General features: G+C 71.4%; 20 protein-coding genes. 13 read left to right on the forward strand and 7 right to left on the reverse strand.

Annotated features, from left to right (window positions below; all coding sequences use genetic code 11):
* Nucleotides 1-37: 37 nt before the first annotated feature.
* Both ABD714_RS01280 and ABD714_RS01285 read right to left on the reverse strand, forming a co-directional pair.
* Nucleotides 38-2722, reverse strand: coding sequence for a PEP/pyruvate-binding domain-containing protein (locus tag ABD714_RS01280; RefSeq protein WP_344810452.1), 2685 nt, complete (start codon nucleotides 2720-2722; stop codon nucleotides 38-40).
* A 132-nt stretch (nucleotides 2723-2854) separates the two neighbouring features.
* Entirely contained in the window at nucleotides 2855-3475 is a 621-nt protein-coding gene (locus ABD714_RS01285; protein ID WP_344810453.1) for a TetR/AcrR family transcriptional regulator, read from the reverse strand.
* 107 nt (nucleotides 3476-3582) lie between these two features.
* Here ABD714_RS01285 and ABD714_RS01290 point away from each other — a divergent pair, with 107 nt between their 5' ends.
* Entirely contained in the window at nucleotides 3583-5673 is a 2091-nt protein-coding gene (locus ABD714_RS01290; RefSeq protein ID WP_344810454.1) for a prolyl oligopeptidase family serine peptidase, read from the forward strand.
* A 3-nt stretch (nucleotides 5674-5676) separates the two neighbouring features.
* Here ABD714_RS01290 and ABD714_RS01295 read toward each other — a convergent pair whose 3' ends face one another.
* Nucleotides 5677-6072 carry a VOC family protein gene (locus ABD714_RS01295; protein WP_344810455.1) on the reverse strand — a complete coding sequence of 132 codons (396 nt, stop codon included), beginning with the start codon at nucleotides 6070-6072 and terminating at the stop codon, nucleotides 5677-5679.
* 109 nt (nucleotides 6073-6181) lie between these two features.
* On the opposite strand from ABD714_RS01295, the gene ABD714_RS01300 reads away from it, so the two are divergent.
* Nucleotides 6182-7174, forward strand: a complete 993-nt coding sequence (locus tag ABD714_RS01300) for a sigma-70 family RNA polymerase sigma factor (protein ID WP_344810456.1) — start codon at nucleotides 6182-6184, stop codon at nucleotides 7172-7174.
* 70 nt (nucleotides 7175-7244) lie between these two features.
* On the opposite strand, the gene ABD714_RS01305 is transcribed toward ABD714_RS01300, so the two are convergent.
* The 4 genes from ABD714_RS01305 to ABD714_RS01320 all read right to left on the reverse strand — a co-directional run bounded on the left by ABD714_RS01305 (nucleotide 7245) and on the right by ABD714_RS01320 (nucleotide 14211).
* The gene (locus ABD714_RS01305; RefSeq protein WP_344810457.1) at nucleotides 7245-10277 is read right to left on the reverse strand and encodes an alpha-mannosidase; all 3033 of its coding nucleotides are present in this window, start codon (nucleotides 10275-10277) and stop codon (nucleotides 7245-7247) included.
* 28 nt (nucleotides 10278-10305) lie between these two features.
* The gene (locus ABD714_RS01310; protein WP_344810458.1) at nucleotides 10306-11466 is read right to left on the reverse strand and encodes an ROK family transcriptional regulator; all 1161 of its coding nucleotides are present in this window, start codon (nucleotides 11464-11466) and stop codon (nucleotides 10306-10308) included.
* Nucleotides 11467-11601: 135 nt separating this feature from the next.
* On the reverse strand, nucleotides 11602-13134 hold the full coding sequence (gene arfA / locus ABD714_RS01315) for an arabinosylfuranosidase ArfA (protein ID WP_344810459.1): 1533 nt from the start codon (nucleotides 13132-13134) through the stop codon (nucleotides 11602-11604).
* 87 nt (nucleotides 13135-13221) lie between these two features.
* Nucleotides 13222-14211 carry a LacI family DNA-binding transcriptional regulator gene (locus tag ABD714_RS01320; protein ID WP_344810460.1) on the reverse strand — a complete coding sequence of 330 codons (990 nt, stop codon included), beginning with the start codon at nucleotides 14209-14211 and terminating at the stop codon, nucleotides 13222-13224.
* 86 nt (nucleotides 14212-14297) lie between these two features.
* Here ABD714_RS01320 and ABD714_RS01325 point away from each other — a divergent pair, with 86 nt between their 5' ends.
* The 11 genes from ABD714_RS01325 (at nucleotide 14298) to ABD714_RS01375 (ending at nucleotide 21714) form a co-directional block, all read left to right on the forward strand.
* Entirely contained in the window at nucleotides 14298-15335 is a 1038-nt protein-coding gene (locus ABD714_RS01325; RefSeq protein ID WP_344810461.1) for an LLM class flavin-dependent oxidoreductase, read from the forward strand.
* Nucleotides 15332-15697 (forward strand): DUF1707 SHOCT-like domain-containing protein, encoded by a 366-nt coding sequence (locus ABD714_RS01330; RefSeq protein ID WP_344810462.1) that lies wholly within the window; start codon nucleotides 15332-15334, stop codon nucleotides 15695-15697. Before ABD714_RS01325 ends, ABD714_RS01330 begins: the two co-directional genes overlap by 4 nt.
* Nucleotides 15698-15800: 103 nt before the next feature.
* Entirely contained in the window at nucleotides 15801-16676 is an 876-nt protein-coding gene (locus ABD714_RS01335; RefSeq protein ID WP_344810463.1) for a GTP-binding protein LepA, read from the forward strand.
* A gap of 130 nt (nucleotides 16677-16806) precedes the next feature.
* Nucleotides 16807-17028 (forward strand): translation initiation factor IF-1, encoded by a 222-nt coding sequence (infA, locus tag ABD714_RS01340; RefSeq protein ID WP_013862060.1) that lies wholly within the window; start codon nucleotides 16807-16809, stop codon nucleotides 17026-17028.
* Nucleotides 17029-17099: 71 nt separating this feature from the next.
* The gene (rpmJ, locus tag ABD714_RS01345) at nucleotides 17100-17213 is read left to right on the forward strand and encodes a 50S ribosomal protein L36 (RefSeq protein ID WP_020575560.1); all 114 of its coding nucleotides are present in this window, start codon (nucleotides 17100-17102) and stop codon (nucleotides 17211-17213) included.
* A gap of 251 nt (nucleotides 17214-17464) precedes the next feature.
* Nucleotides 17465-17839 carry a 30S ribosomal protein S13 gene (gene rpsM / locus ABD714_RS01350; protein ID WP_344810464.1) on the forward strand — a complete coding sequence of 125 codons (375 nt, stop codon included), beginning with the start codon at nucleotides 17465-17467 and terminating at the stop codon, nucleotides 17837-17839.
* Nucleotides 17840-17880: 41 nt separating this feature from the next.
* Nucleotides 17881-18285 (forward strand): 30S ribosomal protein S11, encoded by a 405-nt coding sequence (gene rpsK, locus ABD714_RS01355; protein WP_344810465.1) that lies wholly within the window; start codon nucleotides 17881-17883, stop codon nucleotides 18283-18285.
* Between the two features lie 27 nt (nucleotides 18286-18312).
* Complete coding sequence (gene rpsD / locus ABD714_RS01360; RefSeq protein ID WP_344810466.1) at nucleotides 18313-18918, forward strand: 30S ribosomal protein S4; 606 nt, start codon at nucleotides 18313-18315, stop codon at nucleotides 18916-18918.
* A gap of 148 nt (nucleotides 18919-19066) precedes the next feature.
* Nucleotides 19067-20092: a DNA-directed RNA polymerase subunit alpha gene (locus tag ABD714_RS01365; RefSeq protein WP_344810467.1), complete on the forward strand. Its 1026-nt coding sequence runs from the start codon at nucleotides 19067-19069 to the stop codon at nucleotides 20090-20092.
* Between the two features lie 92 nt (nucleotides 20093-20184).
* On the forward strand, nucleotides 20185-20799 hold the full coding sequence (rplQ, locus tag ABD714_RS01370; RefSeq protein ID WP_344810468.1) for a 50S ribosomal protein L17: 615 nt from the start codon (nucleotides 20185-20187) through the stop codon (nucleotides 20797-20799).
* A 303-nt stretch (nucleotides 20800-21102) separates the two neighbouring features.
* Nucleotides 21103-21714, forward strand: coding sequence for a sensor histidine kinase (locus ABD714_RS01375; protein ID WP_344810469.1), 612 nt, complete (start codon nucleotides 21103-21105; stop codon nucleotides 21712-21714).
* The last annotated feature ends 67 nt before the right edge of the window (nucleotides 21715-21781 follow it).

Below are 21781 nucleotides of genomic sequence, written 5' to 3' on the forward strand. Positions count from 1 at the left end.
GCGTGTCGCGGCCGATCCGGCCCGGTCGGGGTGAGGTTCACGCAAGAACCACGGTGCCGGCCGCCCCGTCCACGGTCACCCACTGACCGGTGCTGATCCGGCTGGTCGCGTCGGGGACCCCGACCACCGCCGGCAGCCCGTACTCCCGGGCCACCACCGCGCCGTGCGACATCGACCCGCCCATCTCCATCACCAGACCGGCGGCGGTCAGGAACAGCGGTGTCCAGCCGGGGTCGGTGGACGGGGCGACCAGGATCTCGCCCGGCTCCAGGTAGGCCCCCGCCGGATCCAGCACGACCCGGGCGCGGCCGCTGACCACTCCGACGGAGGCGGGGCTGCCCAGCAGGGCTCCGTCCGGGGCGTCGGTGTGGATCATCGTCTCCGGCTCGGTGCCGTCGGACAGCAGCACGCGGGGGATGTGGCGACGGCGGAGCTCGACCGCGTACGCCTCCCGGTTCGCCCGCACGGCGGCGCGCAGGTCGATCCCGCGCAGCGACTGCCGGGCCTGCTCGAGGTCCAGGAAGAAGATGTCGTCGGGGTCCGCGAGGGCGCCCGCCGTGACGGCCGCCTCGCCGACCCGCTGCAGCTCGGCGCGCGCGGCCGCGAGGGCGTAGACCCACAGGGCCTTGGGCCGTTCCCGCAGCCCGATCAGGACGCGGGCGCGGTGCAGGGCCAGGCCGACGACGACGGCGCGCAGTGCTCCGGTGGGGCCGCTGCGCCGGGTGGCGCGCACGATCCGCTCCACGGCGTCCTCGGCGATCACGGCTCCGGCGGCGAACTGCCGCTCCGGTGCGAGGTCGGGATCGTCCAGCTGCAGGTAGTTGGCTAGCACGCCCAGGAGGTGCGTCGGATCGTCCCGCCAGCGCGGCATCCCCAGGTCGATCTCGGCCACCGCCCGGTGCCCGTACGTCTGGAGGAAACCGGCCAGACCCTGCTGGACCACCGGGGGCAACGTGCCGCGCGCGTACGCCTGCGCCGCCTCGTCCACCGGGAGCGCGGTGAGGGCTGCGGCCCCCTCGGGGTCGGCGCCGATCTGCCCGGCCAGTCGCCACAGATCCAGATCCATCTCGGTGGTTACGTTGTGCGGCAGCCCGCGGCGGACCTGGGCGAACACGACCGGGTCGAGATCGGCCGGCGCCAGTCGCTGGGCCACGGCGATGGAGAGCAGACCGGCGGCCGCATACGGGAAGACACCCGGCATGACCAGGAACGTGTCCCGACCGAGGCGCTCCTCGACCGCGTCCAGCCGCTCCTGCGGGGTGGCCTCCGCCGGGATCCGCCAGCGCGCGTGCACATCCCGCTCGATCGCGTCGACCCGGAGCAGCGCCGAGGTCGGGCTCAGCAGCCCGTGCAGCAACCGCAGCGGCGCCCGAGTGCGGGCCAGCACGGTCAGCACCAGCGGCCAGGCCGGGCCGGTCGCCTCCTCCGGTGCGAAGCGCGGGTCGTCCTCGAGGTGCTCCAGCACCGCCTTTGTACGCGCCTCCATCACCCCGGCGACCCGGACGACCACCCGGCGTACCCGGGCGTGCCGGAGCAGCGGGGTGATGTCCACGAACACCCGCTGGCCGGCGGCGACGAACCCGGACGGCCCGCGGTGACGGTCGGCCGGGGGGTGGCCGGCGAGGGTGGCGACCGAGGTCGCGATCAGGCGGAAGGCGGCGAGGCCCATCGGGGTGATCGGTCGGGTCAGGCCCTGGGCCAGGCTGGCGCACAGGTAGGCGCGCGCGGCATCCGGGCCGTGTCGGGGGACACCGGCCGCCCGAACGTCGGAGGACGGCACCGGGAAGAGGGTGGTGATGGCCCGGGACTGGGTGAGCCAGGCGGTGCCTGCGGTGTCGATCGCCCACTCGGTGTCCTGGGGGCTGTCGTAGACCCTGGCCACGGCGACGGCCAACCTGCGGAGCGAACCCAGCTGGTCGGGGGTCAGACAGGGGTCGGTCGGGCCGGTGGTCGACTCGGTGCGGGTCCCGCCACCGGCGACCGACCGGACGGCCGTGCGCTTGTCGCCCACGGTGACCTCGACGACGGCTCCCGAGGCGGCGTCGACGACGAAGCGGTCGGGGTTGACCGCGCCCGAGACCACCGACTCGCCCAGACCCGGGCTGGCGTCGATGACCAGCTGACCGCGGTTCCCCGACACGGGGTCGGCGGTGAACATCACCCCGGCCACCTCGGCATCCACCAGCCGCTGCACGACGACCGCCAGACTCACCTCGGCGTGGTCGATGCCCTGGCTGGCGCGGTAGCTCACCGCTCGGTCGGTCCACAGCGAGGCCCAGCAGCGCCGCACCGCGTCCAGCACGGCGTCCACACTGACGACGTTCAAGAAGGTGTCCTGCTGTCCGGCGAAGCTGGCTCCGGGCAGGTCCTCCGCGGTGGCCGAGGACCGGACGGCCACCGGCACGTCCGCCCCGAGGGAGCGGTAGCGCGCCGCGATGGCGCCGGTCAGCTCGGGGGGAACCGGAGCGGCCAGGACGATGTCTCGGGCCCGTCCGGCCAGCTGCACCCGCTCGGCGGGACCGGCGGTCGCCAGGCCCGGCAGCACGTCGGTCAGCCGGTCGCCCAGGACCGACCGGTAGGCCGGCGTGAGGACGCAGAAGCCGGGCGGCACGGGCAGGCCGGCGGCCAGCATCCGCCCGAGGTTGAGCGCCTTGCCCCCGACCGCGGTCAGGTCGTCCGGTCCGATCGTGGAGAGATCGACCACCGGCGTCTTATTCACCATGTGATGAATTATGCCCGCGTGGTGGCGGGGGTCAAGGGGGAGTGACGGAAACGCGCGACTCGCGGCGGCGACACGCCGTGTTTGGGGTCCGCAGCCGCCATGAGCAGCCGATTTCCGTCACCAGCCGCCGCCTCAGTCGAAGAGGTAGCCCTGCACCGTGGCCCCGACCCGGACCACGAGCACGTCGGTGGGAGCGGCCACCAGATCGGGCAACCGGAGGACGTAGCGGGCGATGATCAACCCGGCGATCTGCGAAGCGGCGAGGTCGGCCCGCAACCCGGCGTCCTCCGCCTCCAGACCGGCGGCCACCTTGTCCAGCAGCTCGCGACGCAGGAACCCCGCCAGCAGCGGGGTCGCTCGCCGGCTGCCCAGGCTGGTCCGGAGCATCACCAGTGCCCGCGGCCCGACCGTCGGCGAGTCCCACATCCCCAGCACGTACGCGACCAGCCGCTCCCCGGTGCGCTCCCGGGGACCGGTCAAGATCTCGGGTACGGCCAGGTCGGGTCGTAGCGGAGCACCGATGGAGGCTGCGAAGAGGTCGGCCTTGGTGCCGAAGTGGTGGTGCAGCAGGGCTGGGTCCACCCCGGCCCGGCCGGCGATGGCCCGGGTCGTCGACGCGTCGTAGCCGTGCTCACCGAACTCGTCGGTGGCCGCCGCGAGGATGCGGTCGCGGGCGTCCGACTCGCCCTTGCGGGGCCGACCCCGGCGCCGCCGGACCGGCTCGTCCGCTGCGGGCGTCGCCGGGTCACTCACCCGGTCAGCCTAGTGATCGAGGTCGCGCTGCTGACCGGTGCGTCCTGCCGGTCGCGGCCCGACCGCACGCCGGTGCTCCGGCGTCCCGGCTGGGTAGCGTGGTGATCATGGACTACCCGCACACCCGGCGCGACGACCTGGTCGAGACCCTGCACGGGCACGAGATCGCCGACCCTTATCGCTGGTTGGAGGATCCCGACGCCGCGGACACCGTCGACTGGGTGCGCCGGCAGAACGAGGTCAGCGAGGCCTATCTGGCCGCCCTGCCCGAACGGCCCTGGTTCAGCCGGACCCTGCAGGCCGTGCTGCACCGACCGCGGGCCGGGACGCCGTTCCGGCGCAGGGGCCGGTACGTGGTGTCCCGCAACGACGGTCACACCGACCAGGACATCTGGTACGTGGCCGACTCGCTCGCCGAGCTGCGGGCCGGTGGTCGGGTGCTGGTCGACCCGAACACGCTGTCCGCCGACGGCCGCGCGTCGCTGCAGAGCCTGACCGTCTCCGACTCCGGTCGGTACGCCGCTATCGGGATCAGCGAGGCGGGCAGCGACTGGGAGACCTTCCGGCTGCAGGACCTGACCACCGGGGAACCGGTGCCCGACACGGTGATCACCACGAAGTTCAGCGCGGCCGAGTGGCTGCCGGACGACCGCTCGTACCTCTACCTGGACTTCGGTCATGCCGGTGACGACGGCACCGGCACCGGCGCGCTCCCCGGCGGGCGGCTGCGGCAGCACCGGGTGGGCGAGCCGGCCGAGGACGATCCGGTGATCGCGGAGTTCCCCGACGACGACCAGCTCTTCCTGCACCCGACGGTGACCGCCGACGGACGCTTCGTGGTCGTGTCGATCACCCGCGGCACCGAGAACCGCAACCGCCTCTGGCTGTACCCGCTGACCACCGAGGACGGGGTCAGCACCCTGGGCGACCCGATCCCGATCATCGACGAGGCCGTCGCCGAGATGGCGTACGTGGAGCTGGTGGGGGACCGGCTCTACCTCCAGACCGATCTCGACGCACCGCGGGGCCGGCTGGTGGCGGTGGACGTCACCGCGCCGACGACCCCGGGACTGCCCGCGCTGACCGAGGTGTACCGGCCGGAGACGGACACGCTGCTGATGGCGACGCCCGCGGCCGGCGGGGTCGCGGTGGCCACGCTGGCCGACGTCCAGCCGCTGGTGCAGGTGCTGGAGTGGGACGGTGCCTTGCGGCACCGGCTCGACCTGGCCGGCGGCTCGCTCGTCGGGCTCGACGGGCGGCACGACGACGACGCGCTGTTCGTCGGGCTGTCGTCGGTGACCTCGCCCACGACCGCCTACGTGGTCGACGCGCGCTCCGGACAGGTCGAGGCGCTACCGGACCTGGTGCCGTTGGCGACCGCGCCGGTTCCGGAGCCGGTGACCACCGTCGAGCGGCGGCGCGCCACCAGCGCCGACGGCACCGAGGTGCCGTACTTCTTGATCACCCCGGAGGGCTGGTCGGGCTCGGGACCCGTGCTGCTGTGGGGTTACGGCGGTTTCAAGATCCCGATCTTCGCCGACTACCGGCCCGGTTGGTCGGGCTGGTTGGCCGCCGGCGGCGCGCTGGTGATCACCAACCTCCGCGGTGGCGGAGAGTTCGGCACCGACTGGTACGACGACGGGCGGCTGGCCGGCAAGCAGCACGTCTTCGACGACGCGATCGCCGTGGCCGAGCACCTGATCGCCACCCGGGTCACCACCGCGGCGCAGCTGGCCGCGTACGGCCGCAGCAACGGTGGGCTGCTGGTGGGGGCGCTGCTGACCCAGCGACCGGACCTCTTCGCCGCGATGGTGCCCGGCGTCGGCGTGCTGGACCTGCTGCGCTTCCACCTGTTCACCGTCGGCGCGGCGTGGAAGTCCGACTACGGCGACCCCGACGACCCCGGGGACTTCGCCACCGCCCTGGCCTACTCGCCGCTGCACGCGATCCGCCCGGGCACCCGCTACCCGGCGACCCTGGTGCTCACCGGTGATCACGACGACCGCGTCGTCCCGCTGCACAGCCACAAGTTCCTGGCCACGCTGCAGTGGGCCCAGGCGGGCGAGGCACCGGTGCTCACCCGGATCGAGACCGCCACCGGGCACGGCGCCGGCAAGCCGACAACGCTGGTCGCCGCGGAGTGGGCGGACCTGCTGGCCTTCTGCGCGCACCACACCGGGCTGGTGCCGCCCGGCTGACCGTCACAGCGGCCTGTCCATGGACAGGACCTCCCAGACGTGACCGTCCGGGTCGGCGAAGCTGTGCCCGTACATCGGACCGTCGGACATGGTGTCCAGCCACGGCTTGCCCCCGTGGGCGAGGGCGCGGACCACCAGATCGTCGACCTCCTGCCGGCTCTCGGCCGTCAGGCAGGCGATCGCCGACGTGCCGGCCTGCGGGTCGGCCACCGGTCCGGCGGTGAAGTCGGCGAACCGGTCACGGGTCAGCAGCATCACGAAGATCGCGTCGGAGACGACGATGCAGCTGCAGTCGAGGGAGGAGAAGTCGCGGTTCAGGCCGAAGCCCAGGCCGGTGTAGAAGGTGGTCGCGACGGCCAGGTCGGCGACCGGCAGGTTGAGGAAGAGCAGGCGAGGCACAGGGGCTCCTGACGTCGTGGATCCGTCAGTCGTGGGACTGGTCCCGGGCGCGGAACTCATCGGCCGCGACCGCCTGACAGTGTCGGTGCCCGCGAGTAGGTTGCTGCCCATGAGTCTGGCAACCTCGGTCGACGAGACGTTCATGGAGCTGGTCGAGCCGTTGCGGGGAGAGCTGACCGCGCACTGCTACCGGATGGTCGGGTCGGTGCACGACGCCGAGGACCTGGTGCAGGAGACGTATCTGCGGGCGTGGAAGGCCTACCACAACTTCGAGAACCGCTCCTCGGTGCGGACCTGGATGTATCAGATCGCCACCAACGCCTGCCTGAGCGCCTTGGGCAGCAAGCACCGACGGACCCTGCCGACCGGGGTCGGGCAGCCGAGCGGGCCGCCGACCGGGGAGCTCGCGATCCGCCAGGAGGTGGCGTGGCTGGAGCCGCTGCCGGACTCCGTGGTCTGGCAGCGGGCGGCGCAGGACCCGGGGGAGGAGATCGTCTCCCGGGAGAGCGTGCGCCTGGCCTTCATCGCCGCCCTACAGCACCTGACCCCACCCCAGCGGGCGGTGCTGATCCTCCGCGACGTGCTGGCCTGGCAGGCCAGCGAGGTGGCCGCCGCGCTCGACCTCAGCGTGGCCGCGGTGAACAGCAGCCTGCAGCGCGCCCGGGCGCACCTGGCCAAGCTCGACCCGGAGGCCGAGCAGCCGGCGGAGTCGCTGGACGACCCGCACACCCGGCAGCTGCTGGAGGACTACGTCGCCGCCTTCGAGGCCTACGACGTGGACAAGATCATCGCCACGTTGAAGAGCGACGCCGTCTGGGAGATGCCGCCGTTCACCGCCTGGTACCAGGGCCGGCAGGCCATCCACCAGCTGATCTCGAACTACTGCCCCGCCTCCGGTCCGGGGGACCAGCGGATGGTGCCCGTCCGGGCCAACGGCCAACCCGCGTTCGCCCTCTACATGCGGGGCGACGACGGCGTGCACCGGGCGTTCCAGCTGCAGCAGCTGGAGCTCCGGGACGGCCGGGTCGCCCACGTGGTGGCCTACTTCGACACGACCCTGTTCGCCCGCTTCGGGCTGCCCGAGGTGCTCCCGGCCGGCTGAACGGCCGACCGGGCTCCCGGCCGGCAGGACCGACCGGGAGCCTGGCGTGCCGGCGTCGGGCGGGCCCGGCTCAGCGGGAGAACCGCAGGGTGACCAGCTGGAAGGGTCGCAGGCTCAGGGTCGCCACGCCGTCGGCCAGCTCGCCGCAGTCCCGGACGCCGTACGTGCCGGTGCGCTCGAGCAGGTCGGTCGCCACCACCGCTGACGCGCCGTCGGTCAGCTCCACCCGGGCCCGGGCCCGGGCGCCACGGGACTCGTAGAGCCGCACGATGACGTCGCCCGACCGGTCGTGGGCCAGCTTGACCGACTCGACCACCACCGCCGGGTTGTCGACGGTGACGAGCGGGGCGAAGCCGGATCCCCCCGACACCACCCGGGCCGGGAGGTTGGTCCGGTAGCCCTCCTCGACCGCGTCCGCGATCAGCGCGCCGGGCCGGATGGACACCGTCAGGGTGTGCTCGCCCTGGTCGGCGTACGGGTCGGGGTAGCGCGGTGCGCGGATCAGGGACAGGTTCACCGTGGTGGTGGTGCCGCGGTCGTCCCGGGTGTGCCGGGCCGCGTCGAAGCCGTACGTCGAGTCGTTGGTGACCGCCACGCCGTAGCCCGGTTCGCCGACCCAGACGAAGCGGTGGGCGCAGGTCTCGAACCTGGCGTCCTCCCACGACGTGTTGGTGTGCGTCGGGCGGAACAGGTGGCCGAACTGGGTCTCGGCGGCCACCGCGTCGGCGTGCACGTCGAGACCGAACCCCAGCTTGAGCAGCTTCTGCTCCTCGTGCCAGTCGATGTCGTGTCCGATCTCGACCGCCGAGGCACCCGGCGCCAGGGTGAGCCGCTGGGTGATCATGGAGCCGGCCGGCGTCCGCCGGACAGTGGTCACCACGCCGCGACCGTCGGTGTCGGAGGTGCTGAGCGAGTCGACCTCGTCCAGCTCGATCACGGTGCGCCGGTAGTACTCGTCGATGTCCCAGGCGTCCCAGTTCGCCGGCTCGTCGCGGTGCAGCCGGAGCGCGTTCGACGGGGTGTCGGTGGCCAGTGCCTCCCGGCCGGTGGCGTGGTCGACCAGCGACACCAGGTGCCCGTGGGTGTCGACGACGGCGCGGACGATCCCGTTGTCCAGCACGACGTCCTCGCCCTCGGTGGTCACCGAGGTCGGGGTGGCGGCGGTCAGGTCGCTGCCGACCACCGCACCCAGCGCGGGCACCTCGGCCCGGCGGTGCGGGGTGGCGTTGACCACGACGTCGGCGGAGCCCGGACCGGTGATGGCGGCCAGCGCCTCGGCGATGACGGCCTCGGCGCCGGCGGTGATGGCGGCGTGGTTCCGTTCGGCGTCCTGGTGCACCCAGGCGATCGAGGAGCCCGGCAGGATGTCGTGGAACTGGTGCAGCAGCAGCAGCTCCCAGAGCTCGGCCAGCCGCTCGTACGGGTACGCGTACGAGGTCCGGTCGGCGGCGGTGGCGGCGTAGAGCTCGGCCTCACGGAGCAGGTGCTCGTTGCGCCGGTTGCCCTGCTTGGTCTTCAGCTGGCTGGTGAGGGTGCCGCGGTGCAGCTCGAGGTACATCTCGCCCCGCCAGACCGGCGCGTTCGGGTACTCCTCCTCGGCGCGCTCGAAGAAGCGCCGAGGGGTGGACAGCTCCACCCGGGCCGACCCGTCCAGGTCGGCCGTGCGGTGGGCCGCGGCGATCATCTCGCGGGTGGGGCCGCCACCGCCGTCACCGTGCCCGTACGGCAGCAGCGACAGGTTGGCTGCGCCCTTCTCGGCGTACTGACGGGACGCCCGGGCGAGCTCGGTCCCGGAGATCACCGAGTTGTAGGTGTCGGCGGGCGGGAAGTGGGTGAAGACCCGCGACCCGTCGATGCCCTCCCACCAGAAGGTGTGGTGGGGCATCTTGTTGACCTGGTTCCAGGAGATCTTCTGGGTCAGGAACCAGCGCGACGCGGAGGCCGCGACGATCTGCGGCAGCGCCGCGGAGTAGCCGAAGGAGTCCGGCAGCCAGACCTCCTCGGTCTCCACGTCGAACTCGTCCAGGAAGAACTGCTTGCCGGCCACGAACTGGCGGGCCATCGCCTCGCCGCCCGGCATGTTGGTGTCGGACTCGACCCACATGCCGCCGACCGGTGCGAACTGCCCGCGCGCGACCAGGCCGCGGATCCGCTCGAAGAGCGCCGGGTAGTACTGCTTGATCCAGGCGTACTGCTGCGCCGACGAGCAGGCGAAGACGAACTCGGGGTCGCGGTCGGCGAGGTCGGCGACGTTGCTCCAGGTGCGGGCGACCTTGCGGACCGTCTCCCGCAGCGGCCACAACCAGGCCGAGTCGATGTGGGCGTGCCCGACGGCCACCATCCGGTGGGCCGAGGCGGCCGCCGGAGCGGCCAGCACGGGCGCCAGCTGCTCGCGGCCGGCGCTGACGGTGCCCGCGACGTCGGTGGGGTCGACCACGTCGACCATCCGGCTCAGGGCCAGCAGGATCTCGTACCGGCGGGCGTCGTCGACGGCCAGCTCGCCCATCAGACCGCGCAGCGTCCAGATGTCCCGGAGCAGCTCCCAGACCTCGGTGTCGAGCAGCACCACGTCCAGGGCCCGCAGCTCGTACAGCGGGGCGTCGCCGGCGGTGGCCTTGTCGCCCAGCATCGTGGGCACGAAGGTCCCGCCGGACATCGCGGCGCCGACGTCGGGGTTGGCCGCGGCCTCCAGGTAGAAGTCGATGGTGTCGGACTCCACCGGGAGCCAGCGGTTGTCCGGCGAGATGGCCTTGATGGTGCTGCCGTCGGGCCGCCAGGCCAGGCCCTCGGCGTTGAAGCCCGGGCCGCCCGTGAAGCCGAGGTCGATGTCCAGCTCGACCCGGGTGCCGGGCACGTCCCGCCACTCCGCCGGCACGCTGCCCTGCACCCGCAGCCACAGCGTCGACCAGGCGCGTCCCCAGCGGGTGCCCGCCTCGATCGGCTCGTACGTCTGCCCCACGGCCTCCGCGAAGGGCACCGGCTCGTCGGGCACCGGCCAGGCGGCCAGGGTGAGGGGGGTGCGCTCGCGGTGGAGGCGCGGGACGAGGTGGTCGCGGACGAAGCGGTCGAGGCGCTGGGTCAGGATGTCGGAGTGGGAATGCACGACCCGAGATTAACGCAAGCCGATTGATTTAACTAGGGTGCGACGCCGCTCCGGGGTCCAGGAACCGGTGCAGGACCAGGGCGGCGGCGCCGTAGGCGGACCCGTGGTCGGCCAGCCGGCTGCCCTCGACCAGCGCGCCGGAGCGGGTCGCCAACCGTGGGGCGACCTGGTCGGGCAGCACCCGCAGCCAGTGCCGCGCCACCGGCGGCCAGGACGGTCCGCCGAGCACCACGTGCCCGACGTCGAGCACGTTGACCAGGGTGGCGATGCCGCGGGCCAGCTGGTCCGCCGCCTCCGTCAGCAGGGCCGCGGCACGCGGGTCCTCGTCGGCCCGCCGGCACAGCTGGTCGAAGGCGGGACGGACCGCTGTGTACGACGGGGGTGCCGCCGGTCCGAGTCCGGCGGCGGCGGCCGCGGCGACCATGTTGTGGGGGATGGGTGCGTGGCTGAACAGCCCGCCGATCTCGCCGGCGTTGTTGGTGGTGCCCCGGTGCACCCGTCCGCCCAGGCAGGCGCCGACGGCGAGACCGGAGCCGAGGTAGACGTACAGGAAGTCGTCCCGGGGTCCGTCCGGCGCCCACCGTTCGCCGGTGACCGCCGCGATCACGTCCTTGTCCAGCAGCACCGGCCGGCCCAGCGCCCGGTGCAGCGTGTCCAGCAGCGGGACGTCCGCCCAGCCGTGCAGCTGCGGGGGCTGCCGGAGCCGGCCGGCGACGACGTCGATCGGACCGGGAGCGGCGACGCCGACGCCGAGCACGGTGTCGACCTCGGTGCCGGGCCAGTCGCGGAGCACCTCGCCGGTCAGGTCGCGGACCAGGTCGGCCACGGTGTCCGGGCTGACGTCGGGCGGGGTGGGGGTGCTGGCCACCCGGTGCACCCCGCCGGCCAGGTCCATGCTCAACGCCGAGACCAGGGCCGGGTCGATGTGGATGCCGACGGCCACGTGTCGGGTCGGCTCGACGTGCAGCAGGGTCGGCGGTTTGCCCCGTGGTGTCCGCACGCGTTCGCCCGCCGTGACCAGTCCGGCCTCGCCCAGCCGGCGGACGATGTTGGAGACCGTCTGCGGCGTGAGCCCGGTCGCCGCGCCCACCGCCACGCGGCCGATCCCCTCGGGATGGCGGCGGATGGCGTCCAGCACCAGCCGCTGGTTGCGGTCACCCAGGACCGGCAGGTCGGCCCCTTGCAGCACGCCACCACCTCCGGCGGTGAGCGTACAAGAGGTCCACCCGACCCGACCCGCGCGCTGCGGCACGCGGGTGGGGGCTCGTGCTGGAGCAGGCGCGGGCGTAGGGGCTGTTGCACCGCGCCGGCAGACCCGGCCGGGTCAGCCCTCCCGGCGGGCGTCCAGCTCGAAGACCGTCCAGGACAGGGCCGGCAGCGTCGCCGTCAGCAGGCCCTCGGTGACCGCGTGGTCGTCGAAGCGGACCGGGGTCACGGCGTCGTGCCGCTCGAGGTTGGTGGTGTGCCGGTCCTGGCCGTCGCGGGCGTGCAGGGTGGACGCCGCTCGCACCGCGGTGCCCCCGATGCCACGCAGGTCGACCTCCAGGGATGCGGACTCGGTCAGGCTGCGGTTGGCCACGAAGACGGCCGCCCGGCCGGTCTCGGCGTCGTACGTCGCGGTGGCGTCGACCACCGGGACGTCGGTGTAGGAGTCGGAGTCGAACAGGTCCGAGGTGGCGACCACCTGCAGGATCTGACCGCGCGCGAGCCGCACCATCTGCTCGAACGGGTACGCGATCGTCTGCTTCCAGGCCTCGCCGCCCGGCTCGGAGCGGAGCAGCCCGATGACGTTCACCAGCTGGGCCTGGCAGGCCACCGTCACCCGGTCCCCGTGGCGCAGCAGCGAGTTCAGGAAGGTGCCGACCACCACCGCGTCGGTGATCGTGTACTCGTCCTCGATCAGCCGCGGCTGTGGCTTCCACTCCACGCTGGAGGACTTGGGGCCGTCGCCACCGAACCGGCGCATGTACCAGACGTTCCACTCGTCGAACGAGAGGTTGATCTTCTTGCTGTGCCGACCCCGGGCCCGGACGGCATCGGCGGTGGCGACCACGGACTCGATGAAGCGGTCCATGTTCACCGCACTGGCCAGGAACGACAGCGCGTCGTCGTCGTACTCCTCGTAGTAGGCGTGCAGCGAGATGTAGTCGACGGTGTCGTAGCAGTGCTCCAGCACCGTCGACTCCCACGATCCGAACGTCGGCATCGAGGAGTTCGACGACCCGCAGGCCACCAGCTCGATCTCCCCGTCGATCAGACGCATCGCCTTGCCGGTCTCGTTGGCCAGCCGACCGTACTCGGCCGCGGTCTTGTGGCCGACCTGCCAGGGTCCGTCCATCTCGTTGCCCAGGCACCACAGCTTGACGTCGAACGGGTCGGCGGCCCCGTTGGCGATCCGGCGGTCCGACCAGTAGGTGCCGCCCGCGTGGTTGGTGTACTCGAGCAGGTCGCAGGCCTCCTGCAGCCCCCGGGTCCCGAGGTTCACCGCCATCATCGGCTCGGTGCCGACCCGGTCGGCCCAGGTCATGAAGTCGTGCAGCCCGAACTGGTTGGTCTCGACCGAGTGCCAGGCCAGATCGAGCCGGGTGGGCCGCTCCTCCCGCGGTCCGACCCCGTCCTCCCAGCGGTAGTTGGACACGAAGTTGCCACCGGGGTAGCGGACCACCGTCGGCCCGATCTCCCGGGTCAGCTCCAGCACGTCGGTGCGCAGACCGTCCTCGTCGGCCGCCGGGTGGTCCGGCTCGAAGATGCCGGTGTAGACGCACCGCCCCATGTGCTCCACGAAGGAGCCGAACAGGCGTCGGGGGACCGGAGCCAGGGCGAAGGCGGAGTCGAGGACGAGACGGGCAGTGGGCACGGGCGCTCCTGGGGTCAAAGCGGTGGACGACGGATCGAGGCTACAACGATGTAACCCCGCCCGACAACCACCCCGCCGCCGCGTTTCTCAGGTGCTGGCGCGGACCACGAGCGTGTACGGCAGCGTGACCGTCTCCGGCGGGCGCTCCGGCTCGGCTATCCGCGCCGCCAGCAGGTCGATGGCCCGCCGGGCGAGCTCGGCCTTGTCGAACCCGATGGTGGTGAGGGCCGGCACGAAGTAGGCGGACTCCCAGACGTCGTCGTAGCCGGTCACCGCGATGTCGTCCGGCACCCGCCGGTCGGTGGCGGCCAGGGCGTGCAGCGCCCCCATCGCCAGGGCGTCGGTGAAACAGCACAGGGCGTCGACCTCGGGCACCCGCGCGATCAGGTCGGCGACGGTGTCCCGGGCCCCGTCGGGTCCCCAGCCGTCGGTCCGCACCTCCAGGCGCGGGTCGTGGGGGAGACCCGCCGCGGCCAGACCCTCGCGGTAGCCGCGGGTCCGCAACCGGGCGCTCTCGGAGTCCATCAGGCCGACGGCCGCGATCCGGCGCCGACCGGTCGCGGCCAGGTGGGCGACCACGGCCGCCGTCGCGGCGACGTTGTCGATCCAGACGTGGTCGGCGATCGGCTGGTCGACCTCACCGATCACCACCACCGGCGGCAGGGCGACCCCCGGTTGGATGGCCGACGTCTCCAGCGAGACCGGGTTCAGGATCAGTCCGTCGACCAGGTGCGCCCGGGCCTTGAGCAGCAGCTCGTGCTCGGGGGCCGTCCCCCCCTGGGTCTCCTCGATCTGGATCGCCCAGCCTCTGGCCCGGGCCGCGTGCACGAAGTGGTGCGCCATCTCCGCCGAGTACGCGGTGTTCAGCTCGGGGAGGGCCAGCGCGATCATCCCGGTCCGCCCGTTGCGCAGGCCGCGAGCGGAGAAGTTGGGCACGTAGTCGAGCTCGTGCATGGCCCGCTCCACCCGCTCCCGGGTGGCGGGGGCGACCGGGAAGGTCGCGTTCATCACGTTGGAGACCGTCTTGGGGGAGACCCCGGCGCGTGCGGCGACGTCCTTGACGGTGGCCCGGCCCACGTCGGCTCCCTCCTGTGTCCTGCAGGAGATGATAGGAGTTCCAGCGACGTCGCGTCTGCGCGCGCACCGAGCAGCAGGAGAGAGCCGTGGAGATCGGGATCGACAGCTTCGTCTCGGAGGTGACCGACCCGCGTACGGGGACGTCGTACTCGTCCGTGGAGCGGATGCGCCAGTTCCTGGCCGAGGTGGTCGCCGCCGACCGGGCCGGCGTCGACACGTTCGGCGTGGGAGAGCACCACCGCGCGAACTACCTGGACTCCGCGCCGGTGGTCATCCTGGCCGCGGCGGCGGCGCAGACCGAGCGGATCCGGCTGCGCAGTGCGGTGACGGTGCTGAGTGCCGCCGATCCGGTGCGGGTGTTCGAGGAGTTCGCCACGCTCGACCTGATCTCCGGCGGCCGGGCCGAGCTGGTGCTCGGCCGCGGCTCCTTCACCGAGGCGTTCCCCCTCTTCGGACTGGACCTCGCAGACTACGACTCGCTGTTCGAGGAGAAGCTGGAGCTGATGCTCCAGCTGCGGGATGACGCCTACCCGCACTGGTCCGGTCGCCACCGGCCCGCCCTCACCGGCCAGGGCGTCTTCCCCCGCCCGGTCCAGGAGCGGCTGCCGATGTGGCTGGGGGTCGGCGGCACCCCGGCCTCGTTCGTCCGGGCGGGTCTGCTCGGCATGCCGTTGATGGTGGCCATCATCGGCGGCGAGCCGCGCCGGTTCGGGCCGCTGATCGACCTCTACCGCCGCGCCGGCGCGCAGGCGGGTCACGCTCCCGAGTCGCTGCGCGTGGGCGTCCACTGCTTCGGGTTCGTGGGGGAGACCGACCAGGAGGCGGCCGACCTCTTCTGGCCCGGCTACGAGCAGGCCTTCACGTCCATGGGCCGCGAGCGCGGGTTCCCGCCGCCGACCCGGTTCGGCTACGACGCCTCGCTCGGCGAGCACGGCCCCTACTTCATCGGCAGCCCCGCCACGGTGGCCGCCAAGATGGCCGCCCTCTCGCCGGCCCTCGGCGGGCTCAGCCGGTTCACCGTCCAGATGACCAACGCGATCATGGCGCCGGAGACCATGCTGCGCAGCATCGAGCTCCTCGGCACGGAGGTGATGCCGAGGGTGGCGAGTACCCTGGCCCGATGAGCGAGCTGCCGATCTCCTCGCCGTACCGGAGCACTCCCGACGCCCCGGTGCCGGACCAGCTGCGCGACCAGCTAAGCACCCAGCTCAACGCCGCGTTCACCGACGGCCGGATCGACGGCGACGACTTCCGGCTGCGGCTCGACCAGCTGTTCGCCGCCCACCGGATGGGGGAGCTGCTGCCGGTGGTGCAGGGGCTGCCGCCGTTGCAGACGTACGCCGACCCGGCGATCGTGGCCAGCGCCGGTGGACAGCCCGGCGAGCTGACCCAGCCCCGGGACGCCAGCCGACTGGCGCTGGTCGCCGGCGGGGTGGTGGTCGGCGCCGTCCTGCTGATCGTCATCCTGTTGCTCATGCTGCTGTAGTCGTCCTCGGTCCGCTGCCGAGGTTAGGACGACCTAACTTGTTGTGGCCGGAAGCACACCCGGGAGGGCGGTGCCCGGCGCCGGACGTCGATAGCATTGTGGTGTGCCGAGGCAACCCATCACTCAGCGAAAGATCGCTGAACACGTCCAGCGGCTCGGCGAGCTCTACCCGCCGATCACCTTGGACTCGGTGGACCGCACCATCAAGAACCCGACGGTGGTCGCCGCCTCGTACGGGCACGTCATCGACTACCTGGCCCGGGTCGAGCTCGAGGTCGACCGCAACGTGCTGGAGCTGCTGTGCCTGCTCCCCGACGTCGACGACACCAACAAGACGTTCTACGCCGACGTGTGGCAGCCGCAGGAGATCCAGCACGGGCTGATCCTGGACCGGCTGCAGCAGGACCTGGGTCGGACCGCGGCGGAACCGCACCTGGAGGTGTCGTTCAAGATCAAGATCCTGGGTGCGCTGGCCAACCTGTCGCCCATCCAGGACGTGGCCAAGCTGCTCTACTTCCTCACCGGGGCGAGCACCGAGCGGCAGGCCGTGCTGGCCTACAACCAGATCAACGGCGGCATGGTCGAGCTGGGTGAGTCGGCCATCGCCGAGACGATCATCACCCCGATCAAGCAGCAGGAGCCCGGTCACTTCGCCTTCTACCAGATGTCGGCGACCGCGATGATCCAGGACGGGGTGCTCAAGCCCTGGCAGCTCTACCTCGCTCGGGTGCTGCGGGAGAAGTCGTACAACCTGGTCGGCACCAACGCCATGGACCGCTACAAGGCGGACATGGGTCGCGTCGTCGCCGATCTGGGTCTCGACGCCGACCTGGAGGGCTACGCCCGCGAGATCGGTCGGCTGGAGGCCAGGCTGCTGTGGGCCAACCGGAACGGCATGGACTTCCCGCCCTACATCCTCAAGGCCCTCCGCGAGAGCGTCGACCTCTACACCGAGCGCACCCTCCGCGAAGCCGCGTAACCCGAGCGAGCGGTAGCGAGCGCTCGCTCGGGTCTCCAGATTTGGGTGGGCCCACGGTTTGAACTACTATTACCCGTCGGCCACCTTCTCGGTGGTCCGTTTCCGCATGTTGTCGATAGATAGTGAGTTCATGGCGAAGAAAGAAGGAGCACTCGAGCTCGAGGGGACCGTCGTGGAGGCTCTGCCGAACGCGATGTTCCGGGTCGAGCTGGCCAACGGGCACAAGGTTCTTGCCACCATCAGTGGCAAGATGCGGCAGCACTACATCCGCATCCTCCCGTCGGACCGAGTGGTTGTCGAGCTCTCCGCCTATGACCTCACCCGGGGTCGCATCGTCTACCGGCACAAGTAACACCGAAGGCCCCGTGTCCACCCTCACTCGAGCTCGCTCCGGCGGGCTCGGCGCCGACAGAAAGTAGCTCGATGAAGGTCCAGCCGAGCGTGAAGAAGATCTGCGACAAGTGCAAGGTCATTCGCCGGCACGGTCGCGTGATGGTGATCTGCGAGAACCCGCGGCACAAGCAGCGTCAGGGCTGAGGCTCTGAGCTCGCCGGGGTTCTGATCAGGTCACCGGCAACCAAGCCACAACTGAACAACACCAACGTGATAGCACCCCCGGGTCTCCCCGTCAGCGGAGAGATCCGGGTTCACCCCCGGTCGGAGGCCGGGGCCCCGCCACCCGAACCACACCGGGTGGGCAACGTACGGGGACGCATCACGCAGACACCTCCGCGTCGGATCCTCGGCAGTCCCGAGCCCGTACGTCATTCGAAAGGCAGTACCGCCTGATGGCACGTCTCATCGGGGTCGACCTCCCGCGCGACAAGCGGCTCGAGGTCGCTCTCACCTACATCTTCGGCATCGGCCACACCCGTGCCCTGGAGACTCTCGCCGCCACCGAGATCAGTGGCGACACCCGCGTCCACCAGCTCGACGACGACCAGCTGGTCGCTCTGCGTGACTGGATCGAGGCCAACTACCAGACCGAGGGCGACCTCCGCCGCGAGGTAGCCGCCGACATCCGTCGCAAGGTCGAGATCGGCTCGTACCAGGGCCGTCGTCACCGCAGCGGCCTGCCCGTCCGCGGTCAGCGGACGCGGACCAACGCCCGCGGTCGCAAGGGCGCGCGGAAGCCCGTCGCCGGCAAGAAGAAAGCCCGCTGAGCGGGCTTGTGCGAGTAGAGACCCAGGAGAGTTAGGCACACATGGCTACAGCAGGCCGCAACACCGGCGCCAAGAAGGTCCGGCGCAAGGAGAAGAAGAACGTCGTCGCCGGTCAGGCGCACATCAAGAGCACGTTCAACAACACCGTCATCTCGATCACCGACCCCACGGGTGCGGTGATCGCGTGGGCCTCGGCCGGCACCGTCGGCTTCAAGGGCTCCCGCAAGTCCACCCCGTTCGCCGCGCAGATGGCCGCCGAGGCCGCGGGACGTCGGGCCATGGAGCACGGCATGAAGCGGGTCGACGTGTTCGTCAAGGGTCCGGGTTCGGGCCGCGAGACCGCCATCCGCTCACTCGGGGCCGTGGGCCTCGAGGTCGGTGCGATCTCCGACGTGACCCCCATCCCGCACAACGGCTGCCGCCCGCCCAAGCGCCGCCGCGTCTGACCCGAAAACGAACAGGACTAACGAAACATGGCTCGCTATATCGGTCCCATGACCAAGAAGTCGCGTCGGCTGGGTGTTGACCTGGTCGGTGGCGACACGGCGTTCGAGCGCCGTCCCTACCCGCCCGGCGTGCACGGTCGGGGTCGCACCAAGGAGTCGGAGTACTCGCTCCAGCTCCGTGAGAAGCAGAAGGCCCGGTTCGCGTACGGCGTGCTGGAGAAGCAGTTCCGGCGCTACTACGTCGAGGCCAACAAGAGCCAGGGCAAGACGGGTGACAGCCTGCTGCAGATCCTGGAGTCGCGGCTCGACAACGTGGTCTACCGGGCCGGCTTCGCCCGGACCCGTCGGCAGGCCCGTCAGCTCGTGGTCCACGGCCACTTCGTGGTCAACGGCCAGAAGGTCAACATCCCGTCGTACCGGGTGAGCACCCACGACGTCATCGACGTCAAGGAGAAGTCGCTCAACCTGACCCCGCTGGTGGTCGCCCGCGAGACGCACGGCGAGCGCGACGTCCCGGCGTGGATGACGGCGCTGCCGAACCGGATGCGGATCCTGATCCACTCGCTGCCGATCCGCGAGCAGATCGTGATCGACGTCCAGGAGCAGCTGATCGTCGAGCTCTACTCGAAGTAAGCACTCCACCCTCTCCGAGCTGTCAGTCGCTGTGGTCGCCCACGCCACCACAGCGTCTGACAGCTCAGAGACGCATCACACCCGGGTCCCGGATGGACCCAGGTTCTGTGAGATCAAATAGAGGTTCTCGCAGGGGAAGAGGAACACCATGCTGATCGCTCAGCGCCCGTCGCTGTCCGAGGAGGTCCTGTCGGACTTCCGCTCCCGTTTCGTGATCGAGCCGCTGGAGCCCGGTTTCGGCTACACGCTCGGTAACTCGCTGCGTCGCACGCTGCTGTCGTCCATCCCGGGCGCGGCCGTGACCAGTATCAAGATCGACGGCAACCTGCACGAGTTCTCGACGATCGAGGGCGTCGTCGAGGACGTCACCGAGGTCATCTTGAACCTCAAGGGCCTGGTCGTCTCCTCCGAGGAGGACGAGCCGGTCACGATGTACCTGCGCAAGGCCGGTGCCGGTGCCGTGACCGCGGCCGACATCGCCCCGCCCGCCGGCGTCGAGGTGCACAACCCCGACCTGCACATCGCCACCCTGAACGAGAACGGCAAGCTCGAGATGGAGCTCGTCGTGGAGCGTGGCCGTGGCTACGTCTCCGCCGTCCAGAACAAGACCATCGACGCCGAGATCGGCCGGATCCCGGTCGACTCGATCTACTCGCCGGTGCTCAAGGTCACGTACAAGGTCGAGGCCACCCGCGTCGAGCAGCGCACCGACTTCGACAAGCTCATCCTGGACGTCGAGTCCAAGCCCGCCATCCGTCCGCGCGACGCGGTCGCGTCCGCCGGTCGCACGCTGGTCGAGCTGTTCGGTCTGGCCCGTGAGCTGAACGTCGAGGCCGAGGGCATCGAGATCGGCCCGTCGCCGATCGACGAGCAGCTGGCCGCCGATCTGGCGCTGCCCGTCGAGGACCTGAACCTGACGGTGCGGTCCTACAACTGCCTCAAGCGCGAGGGCATCCACACGGTGTCCGAGCTGGTCTCCCGCAGTGAGCAGGACCTGCTCGACATCCGCAACTTCGGCTCCAAGTCCATCGACGAGGTCAAGCTGAAGCTGCACGAGATGGGGCTGTCGTTGAAGGACAGCGCACCTGGCTTCGATCCGCTGAGCGCGATCGGACGCTACGACGACCTCGACGAAGAAGAGGAAGCCGACTTCACCGAGACCGAGCAGTACTGACAGTGCTCGCCGCACGGGCTGGTGCTCACTCCGCTCGCGCGATCTTTGACGAGCTGACGAGTTGATCATGAAGAAGAAGACGGAGAACTGAGATGCCAACACCAGCCAAGGGCGCGCGCCTGGGCGGCAGCCCCGCTCACGAGCGGATCATCCTGGCGAACCTGGCCAGCCAGCTGTTCGAGCACGGGCGGATCCTGACCACCGAGACCAAGGCCAAGCGGCTGCGGCCGGTGGCGGAGAAGCTGATCACCAAGGCGAAGCGCGGCGACATCCACGCTCGCCGTGAGGTGCTCAAGACCGTGCGGGACAAGGGTGTGGTGCACGTTCTGTTCACCGAGATCGCCCCGACCTTCACCGACCGTCCGGGTGGCTACACCCGGATCACCAAGGTGAGCCCGCGGAAGGGCGACAACGCCCCGATGGCGCTGATCGAGCTCGTCACCGAGCCCGTCACGGCCAGGACGTCGACCCCGGCCGCCGCCGGCGCGACGGCCGCGGCCCCGGCGGCACCGGTCAGCCCGGTCTCGTCCGACAGTCCCGACAGCCCGGACAGCGCCGACAGCCCGGCGTCGCCGGGCAGCGCTGACGAGTCCCCGGCCGGCGACCTGGTCGAGGGCACCGAGGAGCGTGACGAAGCGGTCTCCGACCAGGAGAAGCCGAGTGACGACACCTCCGCCGAAGAGGCGCAGGCCACCGACAAGGCCTGAGCCAGCCCGCGTACGCGATCGAGACGGCGTCCTCCCCTCGGGGAGGGCGCCGTCTCGTCGTCCACGGGCGGTCTGGCCGTCCACGAGGTGTCCTGCGCGCTCGGGCCGAGGTCGCACAGGTCCCCCACAGGGGCATCCGTCGGAGGTCACAGCCGACCCGCGCAGGATGCGTGAGCGGGTCGCCGGACGGCGGCCCGCCACCAGTGCGGGAAGAGGCGACACGATGGCCGGATCGGATCGGGACCGCTGCCCGTCGTCGGGGCCCCCGGCGGCCCCGAGCGAGGGCGGCGTGCGCTCCCGGCCGTGGTGCTGGCTCTGGTCGTGCTGGCTGCCCCGGGGATGCGGTGGCTGTTCGTCGACGTGCAACTGCTCGACGACCTGCTCGCCTCTGCACGCCGACGGTCCACCGCCTTCGCCGACGCGGACGTGGACCTCGCCGGCCTCGCCGAAGCGGTGGTCGGCGAGCACGCCGCCGTCGCGGCCGGCAGGTCGCTGTGGATCGAGCTGCGAGCCGCGGTGGGCCCGGTCGTCTTCGCCGACCGGGCCGCGTTGGAGCGGGCGCTCGCCAACCTGCTGGGCAACGCGATCCGGCTGGCTCCCACGCACAGCACGATCACCGTCGCCATCGGAAGCCGGCTCGGCTGGGCCTGGGTCGCGGTCACCGACCAGGGTCCCGGCATCGCGGAGGAGGACCGTTCGCGCGTGTTCGACCGGTTCCACCGCGGTGCCGAGTCACCTGGCTCCGGGCTGGGACTGGCCATCGCGCGGCAGATCGTCGAGAGCCACGACGGTCGCCTCGTCCTCGCCGCTGTCCGGGGCAGGGGCAGCACCTTCGTCATCTGGCTCCCCGAACGGGCTGTCGCAGGAGCTCCGGAACGGCGGACCGAGCCGCCGGCCGGCGACCCCTCGGCCTGAGCCCGGTCCACGGGTCGGGAGCGTCCGCCCGGACGGGAACCGCGGGATCGTCCCGCGACGGTCCGGG

Origin of the sequence: Microlunatus aurantiacus (assembly GCF_039536605.1) — a bacterium.
Lineage (GTDB): Bacteria > Actinomycetota > Actinomycetes > Propionibacteriales > Propionibacteriaceae > Microlunatus > Microlunatus aurantiacus.

Excerpts from the sequence above, each read along its gene's own strand:
- ABD714_RS01290 (WP_344810454.1), top strand. The coding sequence starts at position 3,583 with ATGGACTACCCGCACACCCGGCGCGACGACCTGGTCGAGACCCTGCAC.
- infA (WP_013862060.1), top strand. The coding sequence starts at position 16,807 with ATGGCGAAGAAAGAAGGAGCACTCGAGCTCGAGGGGACCGTCGTGGAG.
- rpsK (WP_344810465.1), top strand. The coding sequence starts at position 17,881 with ATGGCTACAGCAGGCCGCAACACCGGCGCCAAGAAGGTCCGGCGCAAG.
- ABD714_RS01280 (WP_344810452.1), bottom strand. The coding sequence starts at position 2,722 with ATGGTGAATAAGACGCCGGTGGTCGATCTCTCCACGATCGGACCGGAC.
- rplQ (WP_344810468.1), top strand. The coding sequence starts at position 20,185 with ATGCCAACACCAGCCAAGGGCGCGCGCCTGGGCGGCAGCCCCGCTCAC.
- rpsM (WP_344810464.1), top strand. The coding sequence starts at position 17,465 with ATGGCACGTCTCATCGGGGTCGACCTCCCGCGCGACAAGCGGCTCGAG.
- ABD714_RS01300 (WP_344810456.1), top strand. The coding sequence starts at position 6,182 with ATGAGTCTGGCAACCTCGGTCGACGAGACGTTCATGGAGCTGGTCGAG.
- ABD714_RS01330 (WP_344810462.1), top strand. The coding sequence starts at position 15,332 with ATGAGCGAGCTGCCGATCTCCTCGCCGTACCGGAGCACTCCCGACGCC.
- rpmJ (WP_020575560.1), top strand. The coding sequence starts at position 17,100 with ATGAAGGTCCAGCCGAGCGTGAAGAAGATCTGCGACAAGTGCAAGGTC.
- rpsD (WP_344810466.1), top strand. The coding sequence starts at position 18,313 with ATGGCTCGCTATATCGGTCCCATGACCAAGAAGTCGCGTCGGCTGGGT.
- ABD714_RS01365 (WP_344810467.1), top strand. The coding sequence starts at position 19,067 with ATGCTGATCGCTCAGCGCCCGTCGCTGTCCGAGGAGGTCCTGTCGGAC.